This is a genomic window from Vibrio sp. THAF64, from assembly GCF_009363455.1.
Taxonomy (GTDB): Bacteria; Pseudomonadota; Gammaproteobacteria; order Enterobacterales; family Vibrionaceae; genus Vibrio; species Vibrio coralliilyticus.
Genome location: NZ_CP045356.1, coordinates 1,264,680 through 1,289,422 on the forward strand (window position 1 = coordinate 1,264,680; position 24,743 = coordinate 1,289,422).

Annotated in this window: 26 protein-coding genes; 16 read left to right on the forward strand and 10 right to left on the reverse strand. The window is 45.5% G+C overall.

Annotated elements, in window-relative coordinates; genetic code table 11:
• Positions 1–34 precede the first annotated feature (34 nt).
• Positions 35–1,237, reverse strand: coding sequence for a hypothetical protein (locus FIU99_RS22240; protein ID WP_006961798.1), 1,203 nt, complete (start codon positions 1,235–1,237; stop codon positions 35–37).
• 286 nt (positions 1,238–1,523) lie between these two features.
• Here FIU99_RS22240 and FIU99_RS22245 point away from each other — a divergent pair, with 286 nt between their 5' ends.
• Positions 1,524–2,429: a LysR family transcriptional regulator gene (locus tag FIU99_RS22245; RefSeq protein ID WP_236612191.1), complete on the forward strand. Its 906-nt coding sequence runs from the start codon at positions 1,524–1,526 to the stop codon at positions 2,427–2,429.
• A 61-nt stretch (positions 2,430–2,490) separates the two neighbouring features.
• Here the strand turns inward: FIU99_RS22245 and FIU99_RS22250 are convergent, their stop codons facing one another.
• From FIU99_RS22250 to FIU99_RS22265, 4 genes are all read right to left on the reverse strand, one after another.
• A complete protein-coding gene (locus tag FIU99_RS22250) occupies positions 2,491–2,961 on the reverse strand; it encodes an N-acetyltransferase (RefSeq protein WP_038160401.1) in 471 nt (156 codons plus the stop codon).
• Positions 2,962–3,102: 141 nt separating this feature from the next.
• Complete coding sequence (locus FIU99_RS22255; RefSeq protein WP_006961795.1) at positions 3,103–3,972, reverse strand: alpha/beta hydrolase; 870 nt, start codon at positions 3,970–3,972, stop codon at positions 3,103–3,105.
• A gap of 108 nt (positions 3,973–4,080) precedes the next feature.
• A complete protein-coding gene (locus tag FIU99_RS22260) occupies positions 4,081–5,043 on the reverse strand; it encodes an NAD(P)H-dependent oxidoreductase (RefSeq protein WP_006961794.1) in 963 nt (320 codons plus the stop codon).
• A gap of 13 nt (positions 5,044–5,056) precedes the next feature.
• Positions 5,057–5,635 carry a nuclear transport factor 2 family protein gene (locus FIU99_RS22265; protein ID WP_039952201.1) on the reverse strand — a complete coding sequence of 193 codons (579 nt, stop codon included), beginning with the start codon at positions 5,633–5,635 and terminating at the stop codon, positions 5,057–5,059.
• Positions 5,636–5,746: 111 nt separating this feature from the next.
• On the opposite strand from FIU99_RS22265, the gene FIU99_RS22270 reads away from it, so the two are divergent.
• Positions 5,747–6,652, forward strand: coding sequence for a LysR family transcriptional regulator (locus FIU99_RS22270; protein WP_006961792.1), 906 nt, complete (start codon positions 5,747–5,749; stop codon positions 6,650–6,652).
• On the opposite strand, the gene FIU99_RS22275 is transcribed toward FIU99_RS22270, so the two are convergent.
• Positions 6,649–7,644, reverse strand: coding sequence for an AraC family transcriptional regulator (locus tag FIU99_RS22275; RefSeq protein ID WP_006961791.1), 996 nt, complete (start codon positions 7,642–7,644; stop codon positions 6,649–6,651). The genes FIU99_RS22270 and FIU99_RS22275 overlap by 4 nt on opposite strands.
• Positions 7,645–7,648: 4 nt before the next feature.
• A complete protein-coding gene (locus FIU99_RS22280) occupies positions 7,649–8,425 on the reverse strand; it encodes an SDR family oxidoreductase (protein WP_006961790.1) in 777 nt (258 codons plus the stop codon).
• Between the two features lie 322 nt (positions 8,426–8,747).
• On the opposite strand from FIU99_RS22280, the gene FIU99_RS22285 reads away from it, so the two are divergent.
• The 9 genes from FIU99_RS22285 (at position 8,748) to FIU99_RS22325 (ending at position 16,178) form a co-directional block, all read left to right on the forward strand.
• Complete coding sequence (locus FIU99_RS22285) at positions 8,748–9,347, forward strand: DedA family protein (RefSeq protein ID WP_006961789.1); 600 nt, start codon at positions 8,748–8,750, stop codon at positions 9,345–9,347.
• Positions 9,331–10,461, forward strand: a complete 1,131-nt coding sequence (locus FIU99_RS22290; RefSeq protein ID WP_006961788.1) for a hypothetical protein — start codon at positions 9,331–9,333, stop codon at positions 10,459–10,461. The genes FIU99_RS22285 and FIU99_RS22290 overlap by 17 nt, the downstream gene beginning before the upstream one ends.
• Positions 10,462–10,512: 51 nt before the next feature.
• A complete protein-coding gene (locus tag FIU99_RS22295; RefSeq protein WP_172974088.1) occupies positions 10,513–11,034 on the forward strand; it encodes a hypothetical protein in 522 nt (173 codons plus the stop codon).
• Positions 11,035–11,037: 3 nt separating this feature from the next.
• Complete coding sequence (locus FIU99_RS22300; protein WP_006961786.1) at positions 11,038–11,784, forward strand: NRDE family protein; 747 nt, start codon at positions 11,038–11,040, stop codon at positions 11,782–11,784.
• Positions 11,781–12,218, forward strand: coding sequence for a YHS domain-containing (seleno)protein (locus tag FIU99_RS22305; RefSeq protein WP_006961785.1), 438 nt, complete (start codon positions 11,781–11,783; stop codon positions 12,216–12,218). Before FIU99_RS22300 ends, FIU99_RS22305 begins: the two co-directional genes overlap by 4 nt.
• 15 nt (positions 12,219–12,233) lie before the next feature.
• A complete protein-coding gene (locus tag FIU99_RS22310) occupies positions 12,234–12,686 on the forward strand; it encodes a hypothetical protein (protein ID WP_006961775.1) in 453 nt (150 codons plus the stop codon).
• Between the two features lies 1 nt (position 12,687).
• Entirely contained in the window at positions 12,688–14,460 is a 1,773-nt protein-coding gene (locus FIU99_RS22315; RefSeq protein WP_006961773.1) for a lysophospholipid acyltransferase family protein, read from the forward strand.
• Between the two features lie 143 nt (positions 14,461–14,603).
• Complete coding sequence (locus tag FIU99_RS22320; RefSeq protein ID WP_039952198.1) at positions 14,604–15,449, forward strand: DMT family transporter; 846 nt, start codon at positions 14,604–14,606, stop codon at positions 15,447–15,449.
• An 87-nt stretch (positions 15,450–15,536) separates the two neighbouring features.
• On the forward strand, positions 15,537–16,178 hold the full coding sequence (locus FIU99_RS22325; protein ID WP_006961770.1) for a hypothetical protein: 642 nt from the start codon (positions 15,537–15,539) through the stop codon (positions 16,176–16,178).
• An 11-nt stretch (positions 16,179–16,189) separates the two neighbouring features.
• Here the strand turns inward: FIU99_RS22325 and FIU99_RS22330 are convergent, their stop codons facing one another.
• On the reverse strand, positions 16,190–16,987 hold the full coding sequence (locus FIU99_RS22330; protein ID WP_006961768.1) for a Cof-type HAD-IIB family hydrolase: 798 nt from the start codon (positions 16,985–16,987) through the stop codon (positions 16,190–16,192).
• Positions 16,988–17,150: 163 nt separating this feature from the next.
• Positions 17,151–18,458: a hypothetical protein gene (locus FIU99_RS22335; RefSeq protein WP_006961766.1), complete on the reverse strand. Its 1,308-nt coding sequence runs from the start codon at positions 18,456–18,458 to the stop codon at positions 17,151–17,153.
• 328 nt (positions 18,459–18,786) lie between these two features.
• On the opposite strand from FIU99_RS22335, the gene FIU99_RS22340 reads away from it, so the two are divergent.
• The 5 genes from FIU99_RS22340 to FIU99_RS22360 all read left to right on the forward strand — a co-directional run bounded on the left by FIU99_RS22340 (position 18,787) and on the right by FIU99_RS22360 (position 22,975).
• Positions 18,787–19,011 carry a ParD-like family protein gene (locus tag FIU99_RS22340; protein WP_006961764.1) on the forward strand — a complete coding sequence of 75 codons (225 nt, stop codon included), beginning with the start codon at positions 18,787–18,789 and terminating at the stop codon, positions 19,009–19,011.
• Positions 19,004–19,786, forward strand: a complete 783-nt coding sequence (gene map, locus FIU99_RS22345) for a type I methionyl aminopeptidase (protein ID WP_172974080.1) — start codon at positions 19,004–19,006, stop codon at positions 19,784–19,786. Before FIU99_RS22340 ends, map begins: the two co-directional genes overlap by 8 nt.
• Before the next feature lie 179 nt (positions 19,787–19,965).
• A complete protein-coding gene (locus tag FIU99_RS22350; protein ID WP_006961757.1) occupies positions 19,966–20,664 on the forward strand; it encodes a VC0807 family protein in 699 nt (232 codons plus the stop codon).
• A gap of 394 nt (positions 20,665–21,058) precedes the next feature.
• The gene (locus FIU99_RS22355; RefSeq protein WP_152472555.1) at positions 21,059–21,937 is read left to right on the forward strand and encodes a 6-carboxytetrahydropterin synthase; all 879 of its coding nucleotides are present in this window, start codon (positions 21,059–21,061) and stop codon (positions 21,935–21,937) included.
• A 357-nt stretch (positions 21,938–22,294) separates the two neighbouring features.
• Entirely contained in the window at positions 22,295–22,975 is a 681-nt protein-coding gene (locus tag FIU99_RS22360) for a DUF1826 domain-containing protein (RefSeq protein WP_006961755.1), read from the forward strand.
• A gap of 85 nt (positions 22,976–23,060) precedes the next feature.
• Here the strand turns inward: FIU99_RS22360 and FIU99_RS22365 are convergent, their stop codons facing one another.
• Positions 23,061–24,620 (reverse strand): methyl-accepting chemotaxis protein, encoded by a 1,560-nt coding sequence (locus FIU99_RS22365; protein WP_006961754.1) that lies wholly within the window; start codon positions 24,618–24,620, stop codon positions 23,061–23,063.
• Positions 24,621–24,743 lie beyond the last annotated feature (123 nt).

Genomic DNA, 24,743 nt, shown 5'->3' on the forward strand with positions numbered 1-24,743 from the left:
GTGAAAGCTATGGGCTGAGTTATTTTATAAGCGATTAAACGACTAGCGCACCAGGCAGCTCGCCCTTGGCATACAAGCCGAGGCTGACTTTGTTGAGTGCTTCTGCTTGTTTGGGCATCACAGTCAGTGTCGGGCTGATCCCCATGGGAATATTCTTCACCATTTGCTTAACTTGCACTAATGCTTCCTTTACCTCAGGGACTTTAGTTTCAATAAATGAGAACCACCCATCGTTCATGTGCTCTCGGATTTTTATCACCACGTCGGGATTGCTGATGGTATAGGGCTTGGTTTGATCTTTCGATTCACGCAAAATATCGTAAATCACATGCTCTTTCTCTTTCGCAATCAGCATGTCTTTGGTGTTAAGTTGCAGCTCGCCGATGACGCCATTGCTCATTTTGAGGAAAAATTTAATATCCTTGTAGCCAGACTTCTGTGCAGAGGAGTTGAATTTGAGCAGGCCGTCTTCCTGTGTGCCACTTGAATATCGGTCTTTGAGCGCTTTCTGGTAGCTCTTGACGGCCAAGAACTCCTGAGATTGAGCAATTTTTGCTTTCGCCAATAACATTTGTTTCTGGTTATCAAACTCGATTGTCATACGCGCGCAGTCTTTTAGGTCTCCAACCTCATCGTTACGTTCACGTTGGGTGATTTTGTTGAGGGCGCCGTTAAAGCTCTTGATACCGTTGAAAGCCCCCGGAGGTGCGCAAACCTTACCTCCTACGGTTGAGACAACATCATCACATAAGACACGCAGAGCAACCTGAGCTTCAATAATGCGTTTGTAAAACAGAAATAACTGTTTGCGCTTGAAACGTAAACTACTTAACTGATTCCGAGTGCGATCGCTGTAGCGTATACCTGTCCCCACTTTTGTGGTTTTCGAAGTATTTGGCTTAGGCTTTTCACTACCCCATCTCAAGTCCTTATGGTGAATTTCTTCGACAACATCTTTATCAAGATATTTTTCCAGCTCAGTATCATTCTCCAAAATCGCCAGCGTGAGTTTGGACATTTGACCTTCAGGCGTTTGTTGGAAAGTAGAGTTTTTCAGTTTTGCTTTCAGTTCAGCCAATTCACGTTTGTATTGGGATTGATTGACTAATAGAAAACCCTGACTAAGGTTTTTTTGCTTATTGATTTGCGCTAGGAATTTCTTGCTTTTAGCTCTAGTTTTTGCAATCTCTCGGCGCTGAATTTCATCCAGTAGCGCTTTAGAAAAATCTTGGAACATCTCTCCCCCTTGAATATCGACCAGTTGTGGCGGGTTGGAAACAGTTAGTTTCTTAGGTAACGAATACGCCAGTGAACGAGTGTTTTTATTGATGCTTTTTGATATTAGGAATAATTGTGGAGAGTGAGTAGAGAGAAAAATGCACGTCTGTGGTGCATATTTGAACCAAGGAGAGAAAGATAATTCAGACTTGGATCAATATCACATCAGTATGTTCTAGCTGAATTTATTAACAAAGCATTATAGTTAATAGATTGATGAGTTACGTTTAGTTAGGAATATATTGGTGCAAAATTCATCCATGGACTGGAGCGATGTGGCGATTTTTCTCCAGACTATGCGTGCTGGCAGTGCACGCTCGGCAGCAGCAAGTCTTAATGTCAGCCATTCAACCATTACTCGTAGAATTGCTAGCCTAGAGAAAAGTCTGGGAGTATCTCTATTTCGTAAAGATACCTCAGGTTACACACTCTCTCCTGAAGGGGAGAGCTTGCAGCGTTATGCTGAGCAAGCAGAAATGTCACTACGACAAGCAGAGATCGAGCTCAAAGGGAAAGACGCCAAATACAGCGGTGAAATTCGTATCACCACTGCAGATGCGATTGCCAACCATTTATTGATGCCGACGATCGCTATGTTCAGTCAGCAGTATCCTGATATCAACGCCGAAGTGGTTTTGTCGAGTCAGGTGCTGGACTTGGGTGATCATGAAGTCGATATCGCGCTGCGGATTATGCCAATGAATCAAATGCCTCCCGAGCACTTAGTGGGGCGGATCATAGGTAAAATTGCCATCTGTTACTACGCTACACCACACTACCTTGAGCAACACGATCCTTGGATGTCAGATTCCAGCGCTCAACTGATAGGTTGGGGAGAGCTAGGCAAAGAAAGCCCTATTTTTAATGACTCCCCTCTGCGTCATTTATCTATTTCGTGTCGAATGAACCATAGCGCGATGCAGTTAGAAGCCGCTAAGCAGAGCATGGGGATTACGCTCTTGCCGTGCTTTATTGCCGACAAAGAACCGACATTGGTTCGTGTTCCCAAATGTGAACCGGAAATCAAACACGATATCTGGATGTTATCAAAATCAGAGCAGAGAGAAGTGGCGCGTTTGCGTGCGTTCAAAGAACGGCTCATCGACGACTTCAACAGTAAGCAAATGAAAGAGCGGCTGCTTGGTAATTGATTGATTGTATACCTTGGATAGTTGTGATCGCAGGACTAGTCTTGTGGTCTCTATCTGCATATCAGTAATCCATTTTTTGCTGTTCAAGATCTAATGTCATTGAGACAAAACATTCATCTTCTTCAGTGACTTGATAGCCTAATCGAGTGTAAAATTGGATCGCTTTGGTGTTGCGAGTGAAGCTGGATAACGTGATTTTGTTGCGGCCTTCACTTTTAACGAGAGTGTTGATCTGCTGCATGACTATGTGTCCAAAGCCCTGATTTTGATACTGAGGGAAGAGGATCAACAAGTGAATGTGGTAAGCGGTGTCGTAAGGTTTGAAGCACACTAGCCCGATTTTGTTCTGTTTGCTAACGACCCAATGAAACCATTCTGGTTGATAGTCGGTAGACAGCCGATGCTGCTGGAACTGATCATCCCAGCCAAACACAGAATCAACATGCTCATAAAGCGCCTGTTTTACAACAGGAAAAACCTCTGGAAACTCTTGCTCGGAGATAGGCAGTAGCTGAATAGACACTAATTTCAACGCCTTGATTTAATTAGAGTTGATAGTAAGCGATGTTGGCTTAGAAAAGGCAACTCGGATGTGTCGTAATTGTGATACTAGATGAGAAGAAAGCCCCGCCGGATAAGTTCAGGGCTTGATGCAGTGGAAGTCGTGCTGAATTTACTTAATGTGGCTGCGGAAATGCTGTGCGACTGCTTGAGTCGCTTTCTCTACATGCTCGGGCACATCATAAAAATCGAATTGCGAAACGCCCTCCAACCAAATAGCACTTACGTTATCTTTGGCATTTGCCAGATACTGATGCGTGCCATCAGGTAAAGCCATGTCCTCAGAAGCAACTAATAAAATAGGTTTGTCCTGATCTGCTGCACCGGAAACCGCATCATAAGTTAGCCAGCCTTTCCAAGAAGCGACATTGAACAGATTGTCGTATTGAGCCACTTGTCCACGATTGGCTTCTGTGTAGTATGGCGCTTGGTACATTAACGCATTCTGATTTGTCGTACTTGCTGCTTCAATGTAGACAGCTTGTTCACCGTGTGCAGCGTCTTCACTTAACTGAATGAGGTTTTGAACACTGGCTTCGCCGCCATAGATAGCGTTCGCTAAGTCGGCGTTGTGTAGCCAAGGAGCGACAGCCGCCGCAGCTCGGATGTGCGGGTTTGATTCTACTGCATCCAGCATGTAGCCAGAGGAGGCGCAAATACCCAGTCCAAAAATGTTTGAGCCATCGATATCTTCGCGTTGAGCGAGTGAATCAATAACCGCTCGTATGTCCTCTATTTTTCTTGCAGGCTCTTCCAGATATTTAACTTCATCCAGCGACTGACCCCAGCCTCTGAAGTCAAAAGTAATAGCGGCAAAACCTTGTTTAGTTAGAGCTTCGGCGTAAACCGCGGGCATCTGTTCTTTCACTGTTGTCCAAGCACCAGTGACAATAACGACGGGTAGTGTCTGTTTGATTTCTTGAGGAAGATACAGATTGGCGGCCAGTGTTCCGATTTGAGTATTTAGAATGATAGATTTCATGAGCATGCTCTTTATTTGGCTGACTAAATAGTATTTTCAGATGCTTGATACATCTATGGCAGAAAAGATATCCAGAGTCCCGGCTCGAAAGCAGGGACTTCTTGGTGATTAACTCACGACAGGTGCCACAAGATAATTGTGGATAAGAACATCACCTTGTGTGTCGAAGCTTACTTGCCAAGTTTCGTCGACCAAAATGTTCACCGACTGACCGACAAAGGTGGAATCAGGATAAGTGTCTGCCAGTAAGCGGACTCGTAGTTTTACGTCAAACTTATCGCCATTGGGTATGACTTCGATTTGCTCTACCAAGTGTTGGCAGTTGGGTTTAAATGTTTCAAATGCAATTCGATACCAATCACGAAATCCCTCATGACCAAGGAATTGTCCTTCAGGCATTGAAAGGGTGAGGTCTCGTGCAAGATGGCGCGTAAAGAAATCGCTGTCCTCTGGTAATACGTCAAATCTTGCAAACCATTCGGTGATGAATTTATTAATTCGTGTTGTTGGTGAAGTCAGTAGTTCCGAAATTTGCGAACACAGACGCTCTGCATGATTTTTTGCGCGCGCTTGAACATCCTCCAACTCGTTATATACGTTTGGAATGTAAACCATGCGATGGGTGTAGATAGGTTGACGGTAGTTCATTCCAGCAAGATAAGCGGTTTGCTGCAAAGGATGAAGCATCTGCTCAACCGTGAAATGGTTGTAGCCCAGTGGATCATAGCTTTCAGCAGGACCGCCTACAGTAAAGGATAAAATGAAATCTTTACCTTTCAGCTTGTCACCCTCAGGCCCATAAGCGAAGTTGAAACTGAAGACATCGTCGATCCACTTCTTCATTAACGCGGGAACCGCATACCAATAGAATGGGAACTGAAGCACAATAATATCCGCTGCTAACATCGCTTGTTGTTCAGCCGCTACATCAATTCGATAGTCTGGGTAAAGACTGTCGAGGCGACGTACTTCCACATCACTCAAATTGCTTTGGATCTGCTCCAAAATAACGGTGTTGGTATAAGAAGCGTTAAGATCAGGATGACCTGAAATGACTAATACTTGGCTCATGATGGTTCTCCCGTTACTGAGCAAAAAATGCGTTAAAGAAAGCGTCAGAGGTGTATAAATCACCTGAAAAATTTTGAACGCGTTTGATCTTACCGTCTTCAATTTGGTAGAGAAGAATCCAGTTCAGGTCGATATTTTCGTCGGCAGCTGTACTGAACCCACGGTGAGCATCAATGACATAGGTATCATTTGCCGCAAGAATCATGACTTCCGCTTTGAATCCTGCCTGCCCAAGTTTGCCAAAGAACTCGGTAAATTCGGTGATGCCGCGTTTTGTGCCTGCTGAGGAGTGGCGACCGGGAATGTGCCATTCCACCTCTTCAGAGACATATTGTTTTATTCCTTCAAGGTCACCTTTGGCGTAAGCGGCGAAAAAACCTTGCACGACTTTGAGTGCTTCGCTGTTTTCAGAGCCAGCTGCTACTGGGTTGTCGGGCTTTGGCCAAAGTTTGGCATTATTAATCGCTTTGGCGTCTTGAATTGCTGACATGTTTTCGACTCCTGACTGCGCTAACACGGAATGTGAAAAAGCGATAGTACTTGCCAGAAGAGCGACATATTTGATGGTTCTGAACATGATTTCCTCACTCATTACGTGATTGCTGTTGGTATGGAAATCAGTCTAAGAGAATTGATTCGTAATGATTAGATGGTATTTATCTAAATAATTGTTAGTCTTGAGCTAATAATTGGAGGGTTTGAGATGAATGGCACTATCTTCAATCAGTTAACGGTTTTTCATGCCATTGTGCGTGAAGGAAGTATTACAAAAGCGGCGCAGAAGCTTGAAATGGCTTCACCTTCTGTGAGTAATGCATTGAAAGCCTTGGAGGAACAACTGGGGCTACCTTTGTTTACTCGCACAACTCGACGTATTGAATTAACGGAAGCAGGGCGCTTGTTGCATCTGAGTACATCGGATTCGATGTCAGATCTGAGTTTGGCGTTTGAGAGTATCAGTGACCTTAGCAAAGTGCCGTCCGGCAAAGTCAGGCTGACAACCCCACGATTTGTTTATCAATATCTACTTCAGCCTATATACGCGGAGTTCTGCCAGCGTTACCCCAATATTCAGTTGGAAATATCTATCTCTGATGCGGCAATTGATATTCTCAATGAAGGTTTTGATCTGGGTATTCGCTTTGGTGATCGCGTCGAAGAAGGCATGATCGCGAGGCAGTTGACGCCAGCGATGAGGGAAGCCTTGTTTGCCTCTCCGGAGTACATTGAGCAGTACGGAATGCCTGACACACCCGGAGCTCTCAAGCAACATAAACTCGTCCAGTATCGATTTATTTCTTCTAATCAGCTAGCACCCTTAGAGCTTAGCAATCAGGGGGAACGATTAACGGTGGAAATGCCTCATGCCCTAGTTGTTAATGATACTGGGTTAATGCTGGATGCCGCGCTAAAAGGTTTAGGTATTGGCAGAATTGTCGATCCTATGGTGGAAGATCTATTTGCCTCTAAACAACTAGTACCAGTACTTGAGGAGTATTGGGCACCTTACTCTGGGCTCTACGTTTATTTTCATAAGAACACCCAAAAAGCTAAGCGTGTTCGAGTCCTGATTGACTTCCTGCTGGAGAAAAGCGCGTTATCAAATTAATGACACTGCTCGCGAAAGTAGCCCGGTGACACACCTTTCCACGAACTGTAGGCACGAATAAAGGAGTTAGACTCTTGAAAACCGAGAAGAAAAGAGATTTCCCCTAGAGACATCTGAGATTTTTCTAAGTAATGGTCGGCTAGCTCAGCACGCACATTTTGCAGCAATACCTGGAAGCTCTCTTTTTCACTGCTGAGCTTGCGCTGGAGTGTGCGCTTACTCATCGCTAGTTTTTCAGCAACACCTTCAATAGAACTGTCCCCACTTGGCAAGGCTTCTAAGAGAACCGCCTTCACGCGCTCAGCGGTTGAGGCGGACTGATCTAAGTCAGCTAATTTCTGGTTGAGTTTGGTTTCAAAAAATTCCCACATGGCTGAATTTGAAGTCAGAAAGGGACGTGCGGCGTCCTGCGCTGAAAAACGAATACTCACGCTTTTTCCTTTGCTTAGCGTACAGCCGAAATAGTCTTCGTACAGAGATAATTTCTCAGGCAGTTCAGGCAGAGACAAGCGAATGGGTTTGACGTTCTCACGGGTGGTTGTGCGTATGAGCTGCGTAAAGAATACTAACTCCATCAGCCCTAACGCACGAGGCAGTGGACCACGGTGGCCGTAACAGCTGGTGGTCAATTCGGTAAAGCTCTTTGCCTGATTGACGGTCAAAACCATCGGCCCTATCAGTGGCTTGTACTGGCTCAGACGCCTGAGTGCCACATTCATATTCGGGCTACATATCGCGGCAAAGACAGGAGCATCAAATGACTCCACTGAAAAGTTTTCCGCGAGTAACAATGGAACTTCACGCTCCCCGGCGGCTTGCTCCATTCCGTGACAAAGCTGGAAATATTCGTGAGGCGCCAAACTGGCGTGCTCACGGTTAAACAGGTCGGCGGGTAACTCTGCGAATTTGAGAACATCAGCAGGGTCAATTTGCATATCACTGAGCAGTAACTTCCAGTTGGGCGCAATGATAAATTTGTTGGCTCTTTTCATGGTGTCAGTTTTTTTCCATAAATTGACGTGACATTTTTAGCACAGTTTTACGTGGTAGTAGGGGAACCACCCAGTTAAGCATAAGCTTCAACCCTGTTTCATTAAAAGCGACCAACTCACCTTTTTCCATTGCCTTATAGCCACATTCAGCGACAGAACGCGGGGATTTGGCATTCTTCCACACATCGAGCCCATCTAAATCTCCTGCTTTAACAAAGCCGGTATCAACCGCACCAGGGCATAAAGCAGTGGCAGTCACATTGTATTCAGAGACTTCTTCGGCTATCGCTTGAGTAAATGAAGTAACATAGGCTTTAGTTGCGTAATAGACTGCTTGCAGCGGGCCCGGCATGAAGGAAGCGGTGGAAGAAACATTGAGAATTTTTCCGCGCTTGCGTGCGACCATATCTTGTAAAAAATGATGAGTAAGGTTTGTGAGTGTAATCATGTTCACTTGCATCATCGCTTGATCGGCACTCAATTCTCGCTCATGGAACAGACCATGGCCACCAAAGCCAGCGTTGTTGATGAGGATGTCGATCTCAAGCCCTAAGTCTTTAACTTTCTCGGCAATACGATCAGCGGAAAGAGGATCGGACAGATCTTCAGCAATGACATACACTTGCGTCTGATGTTTCGCTTCGAGCTCTTGTTTAAGCTCGTTAAGTTTGTCTTCAGAGCGCGCGACTAAAATCATATCTCGACCTTTTTCAGCGTGTATACGCGCTAGCTCTAGGCCTATACCGCCAGAAGCACCTGTGATTAATGCTGTTTCGATCATCTCTTTTTCCTCACTGTGACTGCCATTCTGCTAGGTTGCATCATGTCGTTGAGGAAATATTAAGCAATCTGATCGTGCCACGCACTGGCAGATAATGACAGCTTACTCGCGAATTGTGCCATCGAGTCTTGATCTGTATCGCGAAAAAACTCAGTGGTTTCTTCCCCTTAGCGGATTTTTTTCAACTAAATTGTATGTATGTGAAATTTTCTTATTGATTTCCCTATCTTGTTAACCATGGCGTAGCAATAAACGCCATGGATAGTTAGCCGGCCTATGCGAGTAGCGCTGAACATTTGAAGAAGTATTGCTGAGGTTAGAGATGGAGTTAGCAAATCAGATACAGGCATGGTTGTACGCTGGGCATACATCAGTCGCAATGCTGTTTGTTGGCATCATCCTGCTTTCTTATTTACTGGAAGACTTAGCCATCGTGACCGCGGCAACGCTCGCAGTACAAGAGCTAATGCCAATGAGTATGGCGCTAGCGGCTATCTTCGTTGGGATTGCTACAGGAGATCTTGGCCTCTATCTGATGGGGAAAAGTGCACAACGTGTACGCTTCCTACGATATCGAATTTTCCAATATCAACGTGTCCGTCAAGTGAAGAAGAAACTTCACCAGAGCGCGTTTATCACCCTGTTTATTGTTCGTTTCATTCCTGGCCTACGCACGGTGGGCTTCACGCTAAGTGGTTTTCTTGATGTGCCTATGATGCGATTTTTTGTCGCGGTGATTGGTGCAACAGGGCTTTGGACTGCTTTGATTTTTGGTTCCTTCTACCAGTTAGGCAGTGTGGCCTGGCTGAAAGAGAGTCACGTAAGCTGGGTGCTGATTCCGGCAGGTCTATGCTTAATGTGGATGCTCAATAAAATTATTACAAAAACATTCTTAAGAGGCTCTTATGACACAGCTCGCTAATGTCGAAATGATTCCACAAGGAAAGGTCAATGCGGGAATGCCAGTTCTCCATGAACCGAAAAGAGTCATCTCGCCATTTGAATTTTTACCAGCTTGGTTCGTTTATGCGCCTGTGGTTATCCAAAGTGCAGCATTAAGCCTGTATCACAGAGATTGGGCACTGCCGCTGATTGCTAACCCTGCGATCAAACTTAGCGGTATGGTTGGAGAATCCAAACACGACATTTTCAGCGCGGCTGGAGATATTACGCGCCAGTGGATTTTGCCTTTCATTACGTTGGAGAAATCTGACACCAACGAAGCGCAATTGTTTACACAAGCAAAAGAACAACTCAAACAGCAAGGAATTACTTACCCTCTTGTGGCAAAGCCTGATTTGGGTTGCCGAGGGGTTGGGGTCAAGTTGGTGAATGGCGACCAACAACTCAAAGACTATATCGCTCAGTTCCCTTCTCAAGGACGCTTTCTGTTGCAAGTTCGCTCGGACTACAGTGCTGAAGCGGGCATATTTTATGTCAGACAACCGGGAGAGGAGCGAGGCAAGGTTATTTCCATCACTCTTAAATACTCCCCACGTGTGACGGGTGATGGACGCTCTTCACTCAAACAGTTGATTGAACACTGTCCACGTGCAGGCAAACTTCAGCATTTGTATTTGCCTCGTCATAGCGAACATCTCGATGTGGTTATTCCGGAAGGGGACGAGTTTCAGTTGGCATTTGCGGGCAGCCATTCGCGTGGTTGTATCTTCCGCGATGGCAATCAATTCATCACGGAGGCTCTCGAACAAAAGCTGGACGAAGTTCTCGGTGATTTTGAAGGCTTTAACTACGGTCGTCTGGATGTGAAATTTAAAGATATCAATGCATTAATGCGTGGTGAAGCGTTCGACATTCTCGAAATCAATGGCGCGAGTAGTGAAGCCGCGCATATCTGGGACAGCGACACATCACTGTCGCATATCTTCAGTACGCTGCTTAAGCAGTACCGTTTGCTTTATCAAATTGGCTCTAAACACAAACAGCAAGGCCATCAGACGCCTTCTCTGGGTGCGCTACTACGGGCGTGGCGAGAAGAAAAATTGCTGACTCAGCTTTATCCCATGACCGATTAATAGCTCTGCGCAGGAAAAATGTTTATGAAGAATACTTCGACGCTTTCAGCCATGCTTGCTAAATCTCAGACTTCTCAGGCCGTTGTCGGCTGCATTGAGACGCTCAATCAGGGCTACGAGTTTTTAGAAACGTTGCAACCGGAAGATTATACTTTTATCGCCCAACCTCATGTGAGCAGCTCGATTGGTGAGCACTACCGTCATTGGCTCGACCTGTTTCATGCTATTCGTTTGGACCGTGACAAAATTGATTACAACGTTCGCCGCCGCGGTCATAACGTCGAGCGAGATATTAATGTCGCTAAGCAGGAGATAGCTGAGCTGATTGAATGGCTGTTTGGTTTACCAGCCAATGAACTGAATCAACCTGTTCAGGTTGAAACAGAAGTGATGCTCTCTCAAACGCATGTTGAAGAAGTCACTTCGACCTTTGTCCGCGAAATTACCTTCGCCGCGCTCCACGCTACTCATCACTTTGCGATGGCGAAAGTCGTGGCATCGTTAAGAGGCGTGGCATCAGATAGCCATTTTGGCGTCGCACCAACGACGGCAACTTACCAAAGGGCGCAGTAATCTATGTGTACATTATCTTGGGTTTACCATGGCAATAACCACTACGAAGTTTATTTCAATCGCGACGAGCAGCGTTCTCGCCTGCCAGCGCTTGAGCCACAAAGTCTGGTCATTGATGGTGTGCACTGTGTGATGCCGATTGACCCTGTGGGTGGAGGCAGTTGGATTTCCGCCAACGAGCACGGTGTTACTGTGTGTTTGCTTAACTTCTACCAAGGGAAGACACCAAAAGGTCCGCTAACCAGTCGGGGTATGATCATTAAACGTCTTGCTAGCAGTTGTTCCAGTCAGACTGTCGATGCTCGATTGTTGGAAATGGAACTCACACACTTTGCACCTTTCACTGTGGTTTCTTTCGATACACGCAGAACAGCGAATGAAACCGTGTTATGGACTTGGGATGGGGAGCAGCTTACGCGTTCACATGCGTTTGCGCCGATAGTCTCGGCGGCTTTGCACTACGAAGACGCGAGACAATATCGCCTAAGTTTGTTTAACGAATTAGTGTTGACGACGCCAGATGAAGAGATAGGTAAACGCTTTCATCAGACGTTTGATGACAGCTATCCGCACCTTTCTCCTCTTATGGAAAGAAATGACGCTCGCACTGTAAGTTTTACCTCAGTTGTCGTGTCTTCTACTAAACAAGAGATGAATTACCAATCAATCGACAATCATCGCAATGTTGATTTTCGAACGACACAAAGTTGTTTGAAGGCCGACGTTGTAGAACAAGGAGTCTTCAAATGAAGAAGTTATTTGCCCTTTTAATCATGTTAGTCAGTTTCCCATCTTGGTCAGCAGATAAAATTTACACCGGAATATTCAGCAGCAAAGCAGTGAGCGGTTATGACACGGTTGCCTATTTTACCGAAGGTAAACCTGTTAAAGGAGACAGCAAGTGGCAAGTCGAATATGAGGGCGCTGACTGGTATTTCTCTTCTCAGGAAAATTTAGACAAATTTAAAGCAGACCCTGAAGCTTACGCTCCTCAATATGGCGGTTACTGCGCGTGGGCGATTTCAGCTAAAAACGATTTTGCGTCAGCGGATCCAAAACAATGGGCGATCGTCGACGGTAAGCTTTACCTGAACTATGACGCAGAAGTGAAAAGCTGGTGGGATGACGACCGTGCTGGTCACATCAAGCAAGCTGATATCAATTGGCCAACTTTAGTTAACTAACAAGGATTTCCCTCTATGAAATTTTCTCCGATTAAGCATATTCCTTCAGCGTTTATTGCCTTTGTTTTTATTCAATCGTTGTTCTTCAAGTTCTCAGGCTCTTATGAGACGGATCATATCTTTGGCACGCTAGGGGAATGGTCAGGGATTGAATGGTTTGGTGTTTACGGTGGTTACTTAATTGGCTTTTCCGAGCTGATTGCCTCAATCCTGCTGTTTACTCGCTTACACGGTGTTGGTGCGGCAATGAGTGCAGGTATCATGACAGGTGCGATTTTCTTCCACCTATTCACTCCACTAGGCATTGTTATGCCCGAGTTCAACGCTATGGGTGAGATTGTTGGTGACGATGGTGGTTTGCTATTCGGTATGGCATGTATTGTTTGGTCGTGCGGTGTATTCCTGTTCATCCGTGATGTGAAAACGGAAGGAACGTTTACGCATAACTTGCTAGCAAAAGGAGCTTAATATGTTGGATAGTCCTTTCAGATTGCCGCGAAAAACGCCGTTTGGTATTGGTGAGTCAATGGTGGAGTGGGCAACGGGTTTATCAACGCTCGACGCACTCTACAAGCAAGATATCTTGCCGGAAGACAGCTTTGAGTTTATGCAAGAAGCGCTCAACCGAATTGGCACCCAGTATGAAGTTGACCATGGCAGTCTGGAAAATATCCCCGCCGAAGGTTCGGTGCTGATTGTTGCTAACCATCCGTTTGGTGGCATTGAAGGGATAATTCTCGCGTCTCTGATTTCTAAGGCGCGAAAGGACGTAAAAGTGCTGGCGAATGAACTGCTAAAACGCATTCCTGAACTGGATGACCTGTTCATTGGAGTGAACGTATTTGGTGGAGAACAAGCCAGACAGACCAACAGAAAAGCGATCAAAGAAGCCAATCAGCACCTCAAAGAGGGTGGGGTGTTGATTATCTTCCCTGCGGGCGAAGTCTCTGCTTGGCAGGCGAATGAAAATAAAATCACCGATAAAGCGTGGAGTAAGTCCGTCGCTAAGTTTGTGAAGCATGCCGAAGCGACAACGGTGCCGGTTTTTATCAATGGTATGAACAGCAAGCTCTTCTATCAAGCGGGACGAATCCACCCTTTGCTGAGAACGGCGCTACTTGGACGTGAACTGCTCAACAAATCAGGGCAGACGATATCCGTATCAATCGGCAATGCTATCCCATTCTCAGAAATCAAAGGTTTTGAGGATGAAGAAGATATTACCCAGTACTTCCGCCTGAACACGTATTTAATGGGCAGTATGGGAAAGCCACAGATGTCTGCACTACAGACGGATGATGCCGAGCCAATCATTGCTCCTGTAGGTGTTGCCACATTGGAGAATGAGTTGTCGCAGATTGAACAATACAAGCTCCTCGAACAAGGTGACTTTGATGTTTACTGCGCTCCAACGGATGTGATTCCGCACATGATGCAGGAGATTGGCCGTGTGCGTGAAGAGAGCTTCCGTGAAGTCGGTGAAGGCAGCGGTTTATCGTGCGATATCGACAGATTTGACCCGCACTACCATCAGTTGTTTGTCTGGAACCGAGCGAACCAAGATTTAGTGGGTGCTTATCGCTTAGGTCTTGTAGATGAACTGATCGCTAAAGGTGGGATAGAGCAGCTATATTCCACCAGCCTGTTCAACTATGACGAAGCGTTTGTTGATACTTTGGGGCAGTCGATTGAGCTTGGGCGTTCCGTGGTGTCGAAACAATACCAACGCAATATGCACTCCTTACTCCTGTTATGGAAAGGCATCGCCAAGTTTGTTGAGCGCCATCCGAAATACACACATTTATTTGGTCCGGTCAGTATCAGCAATGATTACAGCCCGGTCGCGAGACAGCTGATTGCATCGGTAATGTCTGTCCATTATTACGATGAAGAGAAAGCAAAGCTTGTATCGCCAACAACACCACTAGAGAAAAGTGGTCAGGAATTCTGGCGTCCGGACATGCTGAGTTCATTGGCTGATTTACCGTTGCTCTCTAAAGTGCTGAGTCGCCTTGAGCAAGGTATGGGGTTACCTGTGTTACTGAGACAATACCTCGGAATGAACGGTAAACTGGTTTGCTTTAATGTTGACCCTGCCTTTAACTTTGCGCTGGATGGCTTGATTGTCGTCGACCTGACTTCGGTACCAGTCAGAACATTAGGTAAATATATGGGGCGGGATGAAGCGAAAGCGTATCAAGAGATTCATTCTGCACAACTAAGCAGTGAACAGTCTCACTAAACTCATCCATGAGTCTAAGCCGCGATAATCATCGCGGCTTTTTAATTGTCTATCGATATAGCTTTCGAGTATTAACCAGAAACAACCGAGCTATCCTGAACCTCAGCTTTCGCCATACAATCCTATGGTTGAAAGGGAAATTTATGCATAAATCTATTCTTCTTGTCGCTGCGCTCACTGCGTTTGCCGCTAACTCATTTTTCTGTCGGTTTGCTCTCGCAAATCACGCTATTGATCCTGGCTCATTTACTTGGATTCGTTTGGTGTCTGGGGCGGTGACGCTATGGCTTATCTTAGCTTTCAGAGGCCAGATGAACTACCAATTTGTCAGCGACAGAGCCAGTTGGTGGGCTGGGGGAGCACTGTTTGGTTATGCGGTAAGCTTTTCATTCGCGTATACCCAGCTCACTACAGGGACGGGAGCGTTGATTCTATTCGGAATGGTTCAGATGGCACTGATTGCTTTCCATTTGATGACAGGTAACCGCCTTAAAATAGGTGAGAGCATTGGCATTGGTATTTCTCTGACGGGGTTTGTTGTGCTTATGTTGCCGTCTGCCGAGACACCCAATTTCGGTTCCGCTGCTTTAATGTTGATCTCAGGTATTTGTTGGGCTGGGTTCACATTGCTGGGCCGTAATACTGCCAATGCTGCTCAGTCGATAACTCATGGTTTTTTGGTGGCGAGCCTGATGGCTCTGATGCTCAGCCCCGCATTACTCTCATTGGAGTCTGTCACTGCGCAGGGAGCCATGTGGGCGCTACTGTCTGGGGTGTTCGCATCAGGGTTCGGTTACATTCTTTGGTATCAGGTTCTAAGGCAACTCTCCGTTCTTCAAGCTTCTGTTTCTCAGTTGGCGGTACCTGTGATTGCGTTTATTGCGGGTAGTTTACTACTTGGTGAAACGATCACTCTAAATGCAGTCATGTCGTCATTGCTGATTTTAGGGGGCATCGCGCTGATTTTTACTGCTCGTTTCAGGAGTTAACTCTCGTTTTTGTTATGTGTCTCAGTAACGCGCTGAAATCAAAGCTAAATTATGGAGAAGAAATATGAATTTAATGAGAAGTAATCGATGAAAATCTGGATGATGCTGGGGCTTGCTTTAATCTCTCTGAGCGCTTTTGGACAGCCACCACCTGAGAGTGACAGTGCATTTATTGACGTTAATGTGACGCTGGAGTTGGACGGGATAGAGAATTCCATCGATCAAACTCGTGCATCGTTGGATAGCATTGCGGGTGCTCTCGATGGTATTGCGCACAGTGATAATCTGACCGAACAACAAAAGCAGACGTTGAGTGAGACTATTTCCAACCTCAATCAACTGGTCTCCATCTCCAGAGACTCCGTTGCTAGCTTCCCTGCCGCTATTCAGCACTCGCAACAAGTTGTCAGTGAAAAGAGTCAGCGATTTTTCGACGATTTGCAGTTTAAGATCGTGTTGATCGTCGCTTTAGTCGGTGTCATCTTGATCGCTGCCATCGGTGCAGTGTACTGGCTATTGCTAAGACCACTTCAGAGTACGGTATTCAGTGCAACACACAATGTGTCTCAGATGGCTAAAGCCCTTAAAGTGACCGCAGAGGCAGTTGAACGCTGTTCCAAGAGGCAAGAAGAAATCACGCAGCAACTCGCAGAACTGTCGGAGAAAGAGAAAGCCGCAGTGATAATCGAAGATGAGAAAAAGCCCGAAAACGACGGTGACGGGCTTTAAATTGATGCGCTTTAAAGCAGCTTGTCCTTAATGACTTTAAGGACGCCATTCTCTCGATTACTTGGTGCGCGGAATCGAGCGGTCTGCTTAATGGTGTCGTGAGCATTCTCCATGGCGTAGGAGTGGTAGCTCTCTTTGAGCATTTCTAAGTCATTTAGGTAGTCGCCAAAGCTCATGGTTTGTTCATGACTAAAGCCAAGCGTTTGTTGGAGATGTTTAATGGCTGCGCCTTTTGAAGCCTCTGCATTCATCACATCCAGCCAGATCTTAGCACTCACAACCACTTGATGATTGTCACCAAAGTGCTCGTTCATGGCAGGGAACACGAGTTCTTCAGTTCCATCGAAGTGGCAAATGGCGATTTTAATGAACTCTTCTTCAACGCTGAGTAGATCTTCAACATACTCGCAGCGGTGGTAATACTTGGCAAACTCTTCCAACGCTCGAGGGTCTTGCGTTTCGATGTAAGCTGAGTTTTTACCGCAAAGCACAATGTGTGTTCCACTAATTGTTCGTGCTTGCTGAATGATGGCTTCAATGGCACTGCCATCAATTGTGCAGCTGTAAAGCTCTTTGCCTTGGTGCATGACCAGCGTGCCGTTTTCAGCGACAAACATCATACGATCTTTAACTGGAGAGAAAGTCTCCATCAGGCTGTAATACTGACGCCCCGATGCCGCTGCAAAAATGATCTGTTTCTGTTCAAGCTGCTCGTATAGTTCGAAGAATTCAGGGTTTAGCTGGCTGTTTTCATCCAGCAGAGTGCCGTCCATATCGGCAGCGACGAATTTGATATCTGAAAGCGACATGTTGTGTTTACCTAAAAATGCAGAAAGCGAAGGGCTTGGAAAATACTCAAGCGAATATCAGGTAAAGTACAGGAAATTGTGACGATCTCAAGCAGAAATGCAGAACAGGAGTCAGTCAGATTGTGGCCTGAGGTAGTCAGGCCACACAGTCTGAGAGTATTGCTTAATAATCCTGATAGGCCCCACTTTCTACCATAGCAGTCTGGAGCATTTTGTGCAGGCGTGAGCCTGGCTTGAGGGGATTGCCATACTGACTGGCTAATACGCTATTTTTGATTGAGACCGACATATAGTAATTTACCGCAGTTACCAGTTTATCGGACTCTCTGCGTGTTACTAAGTTTTTCAGTGTTCTGACAGCGTGTTTGGATTGGCTGCTTTGTCGAAATTTAGTTGCGCCATCGTATTTCGCCAATGCACCTGAAATGAGGTTGATAAAGTAATTGTTGTCAGACACGTTATCTTCACCAATTACATAATCAAAGATAATCTCCGGATAAGCTTGGCTGGCACCAGTGATCATAAATTCATTGTTGCCACTGGATATATTCCAGAAGTTGTTGTTGGTACCTCTGGAAATGACCGAATCATAACCCAGCTCTTTGGCGTGATCTGAACTCACTTTTCTAAAATCATTCCTGGCAGATGTGAATGGAATCGCTTTATGGATAAGGTGAGGAAACAGTTTAGAGTGTCCAAGGCAAACTCTGGAGATTAGTGCTGTTTTACTGAATTTTCGGCCTGTATTATCTCTGCAAAAACAGCGATAGTCACCACACTGTGGACAGGTCGAATAGGTCATAATCTTCGAGAAATTGTCTGAGAAATATGCACCTTGACCAAGCATCCCATAGCAACCTGTTTTCGCATTTTTCTTCCCTAGGTCTGGTCTGAACCCTCCACCTGCAATTAAATCACCGATATAAGGTGAGGTGCCGTGAAAGAGCATCAACTCGCCATTTCTTCGATTAAGCACCGGTGCACAGAAGTCCGTATATTCTGTGTCATTTTGAAACTTAGACTGGAATTTGGTGGCACCAATTTTATTAGCTGAGTTTTCGCCAAGTGAGTAATTGGTATTGAGAAACGCTTTATATGTCGCTAGCAACTCTTTGTTATAGATGATTTTCAAAGAACGAATCGAGATATTTGCTGACTCTGGAGGTTTAACATCGCCCTTACCTTCTTTCATTCTCCGCGTCATTCTCGAAACGATCATTTCGCTATTTTGAGGGTTGTTTTTCATCTCATAGGCATAGTGCATACGAGCGTTTTCAGCAGTCGGCGAAACAACTTTTCTTGCAGAGATATTTTCGTTAACAAAGTCTTCAACGTGTTTAAGAAAAGGGTGACCACTTGTGAGTTCTAGATAGATATATTTGCCACTTTCTGGCGATTTCCAAGAAGTTTTAATCTCGCCCCAGTAATTTGGAAGCTCAGAGCTTAGATATTTTGCGTAATCGGTAATCATATTCTTCAATACCCCGTCTAGAACTTTACTTTAATCGGTATTTTTTAGATGCGTCTGCTTGCCTAGAGCACCACAGCTGTTGCTCATTTGTCAACCAGTCATTATGTGCGAATACTCCTACACAATATGAACAATAGCGCATTATCAAACCCAGTAAGGAGTGAGTGATTCGCTATCAATATCTGGTTAGACCATTAATCCCAAGTAGGAGTATTTTGGTTTGCTATTCAAGGCTCCAAATCCTCTGTTCACCTGATCAGAAATTGGCTTGACGGATTAAGCGCTATATATACAATAAATATACACTTCGTATATAAGGCGTATAATATTGGGTATTGTCAAAATTTCAGATGAGCTGCATGAAGAGATCAGAAAAGCCAGCTCCGTGATGTCCCGTTCGATTAACTCTCAGGCAGAGTTTTGGATCAAAATGGGTATGTTGGCAGAGCTACATCCTCAGCTGTCGTTTAATCAAATTATTTCTGACCTGATGAAGTCGGCAGAAGTCTCAGCAGCCAATGTGGCATCAGCGGAAGGGGAAACGGTTGAATAACAGCGTCATTATCAAAACGGCGGCAGAAGCAGAGTTAATGCGTGAATCTGGTCGCCTGCTTGCTGAGGTGTTCCATATGCTCGATAGCTACGTGCAACCCGGCGTATCGACGATGGACATTAACAATAAGGTGGAAGACTTTATTGTTAATGAGTTGAAAGCCCGCCCTGCCAGCAAAGGGCAGTATGACTATCAATACGTGTTGAACTCTTCGATCAATGAAGTGGTTTGTCATGGAGTCCCGAAAGCTTCCCAGTTTTTGAAACCTAAAGACATTATCAATCTGGACATCACACTGGAAAAGAACGGCTTTATTGCAGATTCAAGCAAGATGTACGTGATGCCTGATGCCACTCCGTTAGCGAGAAAGCTTGTTGAAGTGACTTGCACCGCCATGTGGCAGGGAATCAAACAAGTGAAGCCCGGAGCCACTCTGGGGGATATCGGTCATGCGATTCAAAGTTATGCTGAATCTCATGGCTACAGCATTGTTAGGGAATATTGTGGGCATGGCATTGGTCGCGAAATGCATGAAGAGCCTCAAGTACTTCACTACGGAATCCCCAATCACGGGCTGACTCTAAAAGAGGGCATGGTTTTCACCATTGAACCTATGATCAATCAGGGAACAGCGAGAGTAAAAACAAAGAAAGATGGCTGGACGGTGGTGACCCGTGATAAAAAGTTGTCTGCCCAATCTGAACATACAGTTCTGGTAACCAGTACGGGTTATGAAGTGCTGACGCTGCGAAATGAAGAGAAGTCCTGTGCTTAGCGTTGTGATAGAGTTGACGTGAGTGGGGTTACGTATCATTTGAGTCAATGTATTGGTTGCTTATGTATTTAATAAGTCGTTACACAACTCGACATTTTAGCGCTTTACATCTCGCGCTAAGCAATGAACACTTCCCCCAAAGTAAATAGCAGCCGACATAATAGAGTTAGTAGGAAATTATGAGCAACACGACGGCGAAAAAGTCGAATCCATTATTTGAGATCCTTTTTAACGTATTCATCCCTTCATTCATATTGATGAAGTTTAGTGGTGAAGAGCACCTAGGCACGGCAATGGCGCTTGTGGTCGCTTTGCTTTTCCCTATTGGTTACGGCGGTATGGATCTTATCCGTAATAAGAAGTTCAACTTCATTTCCGCGCTTGGTTTTGTCAGTGTGTTACTGACGGGCGGCATCGGTCTGTTGGAGCTTGACACGCGTTGGTTAGCTCTAAAAGAAGCATTGATCCCTGGCCTGATCGGCTTAGCGGTATTGGGTTCTACTTTCACTCGTTACCCGCTAATGCAGAAGATGCTCTTGAACGACACGGTGTTAAACCTTTCTTTGATCACCAAACGCCTTGAAGAAAACGGTAAATCTCAAGAATTTGAGCGATGCCTGATGTCATCAAACTATCTATTCGCCAGTACCTTTGCGTTTTCTTCTGCGATGAACTATTTCCTCGCAACTTGGATTGTCACCAGCCCTGCTGGCACGCCTGAATTTAACGAACAGCTGGGCAAGCTCACTTTGTACAGCTACCCAGCCATTGCGATTCCAAGCATGTTGATGATGTTCGGTATTTTCTATTACCTATGGCGTCAAATCCGAGCAATGACTTCTCTTGAAACCGAGCAGATATTCCATACCAACAAGTAGATATCGCATCGGTAGATTCAAGCCGAAGAACATAGATACACCAAACAAGCCTGAGCGGATAAGCGTTCAGGCTTGTTTGTTTTTGACTGGCATGAACAGCATTAGAGGCTGAAATAGGTGCAGCGAAGGAATAAAGCGGGTTTTCCTCTGATAGCCTAAAATGTAGAGTCTAACCCCGCTTAAGGTGTGGCTGCCTAGAGAATTACATGACTTTTAGCGACTATTGCATAGAGATTGCACTTTTCTTGTGAAAGAGATTCAAAAAAGGTGGACTTCGCAAAGCCGTTGTAACATCCTGCCACTCCAATTCATTCAACCACAAATAATGAGACGAAGTGCCTGCTGAAATGTTAATCAGCCTCCCGTATCTCATTAAAGTAGTAAGGAGTTCAACTTGAACCTATTTGTAAGAGATCTTACCGTTATCGATTCTTCATTCATTTGTGAACACAGAGGCATCGTGGGAGATAGTTGGATTTTAGATGCGACCTTGTCGGGTGAGCTCAATGAAATGAGCATGGTGTTAGACTTTGGCAAGGTAAAGAAGCAGATTAAACACCTCGTCGATCTGCATGTTGATCACCGTCTGCTGGTGCCGATGAAAAGCGCTGCTGTCGTTCACAACACAAGCAAGCCCGGTTATGCCACACTGGATGTCATGCGTGACAACAAAAGCATCCACCTTCAATGCCCGAATGAAGCGTACTGCTTAATTGATGCAGAAGAGATCACTATCGAAAGTCTGACTGAGCACGTTTATCACATCCTCCGTGATAACCTGCCAAGCAACGTGACGGGACTAGAAATCACACTTCGCCACGAAAATATTACCGGCGCGTTTTATCACTACACTCATGGCCTTAAAAAGCACGATGGTAACTGCCAGCGCATTGCGCATGGTCACCGCTCTCCGGTTGAAATATTGGTGGATGGTCAGCGTGATAGTGAGAAAGAAGCGGCGTTCGCAAAACGTTGGGAAGATATCTATTTAGGTTCTGTTGAAGATCAGGTATCTGTAACGAGGCTAAATTTGAGCTCAAATGCCCAACTTATCTCAGACGAGAGCCATTATGGGTTCCGCTATACTGCGCCACAGGGCGAATTTGAGTTAGCTATTGCGAAGAGTGAAACCGAAATTCTGCCAACTGATACTACAGTAGAACTGTTAGCTGGCTACATCGCTGATCAAGTAAAGCCAAGCCTAGAGTCTAATCAATCCTTGCAGATCATCGCTTATGAAGGCGTAGGCAAGGGTGCCATGGCGTTCCGCTAGTCGAATTAAGTCGCTTATAGCCCGCTTCGCGTTTCATTTATTACAGCGCTTACTCGCTCAACGTTCTCTGGAGAGAAGGTTGAGCATCTTATCTGGCGGGCTTACCTATCTCTCTTCTTGAAGACCAGCGATTGGTTTTCATGCTAATGCCTTTCAAACTCAATGAGTTGCACTCGGCGCCTGCCACCTTTGTTTAAAGCTTATACATTCATCTCGGTAAATCTTGGGCCGCAAGCTGTTTTTGTTTTTCTATTTGTTATGTTATAACATTTCAATGGTTATCCTTGCTGCTATCAATCGATAACAGGCAAGGTTGTAAAAGGAATACGATACGTTTGCCGCATAGGAGGTCATGCAATGAATGCAGTTGTCGCTGAACCGATGGTCATCAGTACCCAAGATACGTCAATTGAGGTGCCCAGTTTCAGTTTAGGGGAGCAACCGACTGTGTTGGGAGACATCTATCAGGACGAGGTCAACATTGCGATTTGGCGACGTCACTTTGATCAGGCATTTGTTGATGATGTAAGCCAATTTGTTGCTGCAAATCCGAATCTCAGCAAATCTCTGACTCTATCGCCAGAATCGGCTTATGAAGCGCTAGATTACGCGACAGATGGCACCGCGCCTAAAAAGCTATTAGAAAACATGGCTGAGCTGGTTGATATGTTTTGCTATCTGTTCGACATAGAGCAGGCAGGCCTGCGCTTAGCGACACTAAGCGGCGCTATGTGCCCACGTTTTCATGTTGACCAAGTGCCTTGTCGTTTAGTGACCACATACCATGGTGTTGCGACTCAATGGTTACCCAACCACGTACTCGATCGCACAAAACTAGGACGTGGCGCCAACGGACAGCCGGATTCAGTCTCTGGTTTATATCGTCAGGAGTCGGATATTCAGCAGCTTGTTTGCGGCGATGTCGCGCTGCTAAAGGGTGGACGATGGGAAGGCAATGAAGAGACAGGCTTAGTACATCGCTCGCCTTCGAATGTGTCTGATCAACCAAGGTTACTGATGACGTTGGACTTCGGCTAAGCCGCTTGATGGCATGCAAATAAAAAAGCCAGTAACTGTGGTTACTGGCTTTTTCGATCGTATCGAGTCGACGGTATAGGGCGGATTAGATTTTGAATGAACCCACATGGCTGTCGAGCACTTGTGAAAGCTCTGCGAGTTGCTGACTGGATTGCTCAAGCTGTTCGCTGGCACTAAGGCCATGTTTCACTGAGTTGCTCACTGTGTCCATGTTCATGTTGATCTCATTGGCCACGGTAGATTGCTGCTCTGTGGCGGTTGCTACTTGCGTATTGATATCCAAAATGGTCATCACTTGGGTTGTGATTTCTTCCAGTGATTGTCGTGCCAATTGAGTTTGTGACGTACCCTGAACAATCAAGGTTTTACTATTGTTCATTGAGCTCACTGCACTTTGAGCTTCGGTTTGCAGTTGATTAATCATCGCATCAATCTCATCGGTCGACTGAGCGGTTTTGGTTGCTAGATTACGTACTTCATCAGCAACAACAGCAAACCCTCGACCAGCTTCACCGGCACGAGCTGCTTCGATAGCAGCGTTCAAAGCCAATAAGTTGGTTTGCTCAGAAATCCCTCTAATCACATCGAGAATAGAACCAATCGACTGAGTATTCTCGGCCAAGCTGACGATGATATTCGACGTGCTGTTCATCTCGGTTTCTAAGTTGGTAATCGCAGTGGTCGTGCTCTCGATGGTTTTGTGGCCCTCTTGGGCTTCATTTGTTGCTGTGCTCGCAGCATTTGCGGCGCCAGCGGCATTGGATGCGATTTCATTGACCGTCGCGATCATCTCGTTCATTGATGTCACAACCAGCATGGTTTGTTCGTTTTGCTCTTGTCCTCTTGTCAGTGCTTGTTGAGATTGTTGACGAAGAGCGATCGCCGAGTTGTTAAGTTCCGCGCCAGTGCTGACCACTTGAGAAATGATCTCATGGACTTTGCTGACAAAGACGTTGAATGCAGAAGAAATCTGAGCGACTTCGTCATTTCCTTTAATAGGGAGGCGAACCGTCAAGTCACCGTTCCCTTGAGAGATATCATGCAGAGCATTTTTCAGTACCGAAAGAGGTTGCATCAACTTGCCCAGCAGAAGGAAGAGCAGCGCCACACAAATCACAAAGATCACCACCATAGATGTCAACTGATACGCCACAATACCATTGGTTGCCTGACTGACTTCGGTAATAGGAATACCAATGTCAAAGGTGCCGTATAGCTTACCGTCAACATAGATTGGCGCCATAATGTCGTACACCCATACTTGTTGTACATCTGCATACCATTTCGAGTATTGCTGCACGCCTCTCGTTGCTCCATCTACGGTGTAGCTGTCTTCATAAGTTTTATTGAGCTTCTGTTTGTCACTGTGAGCAACGGCGGTGACATTGCTATCGATAACAATCGCATAGCTAACATCAGAGCGTTGTTTCAGCTTGCTGACTAACGCTTGCAGGTCTTTAAGAGGTTGTTGTGAGTTTTCAAGAATGTAGCCTGCATTGCCAGCGAGGAATTCGGCTTGGACTTGTGATTTATGGAGTATGATCTCATCGATTTTCTGGCTGGATATGAGGTAGGTTGAGATCATGCTGGCGGCCACCGCAATGCCAAACATGATACAAACCGCGATTAGGATTATTTTCTTCATTCTGAACGTCTCTATGCAAATCTGCTTAATAATGTTTGTTGATGCCCAATAAAAGATAGCTTTTATGATAAGCAACAAATCTTATAGATAGTTTGTCTGCATAAATTTCAATAACTTTAGTTA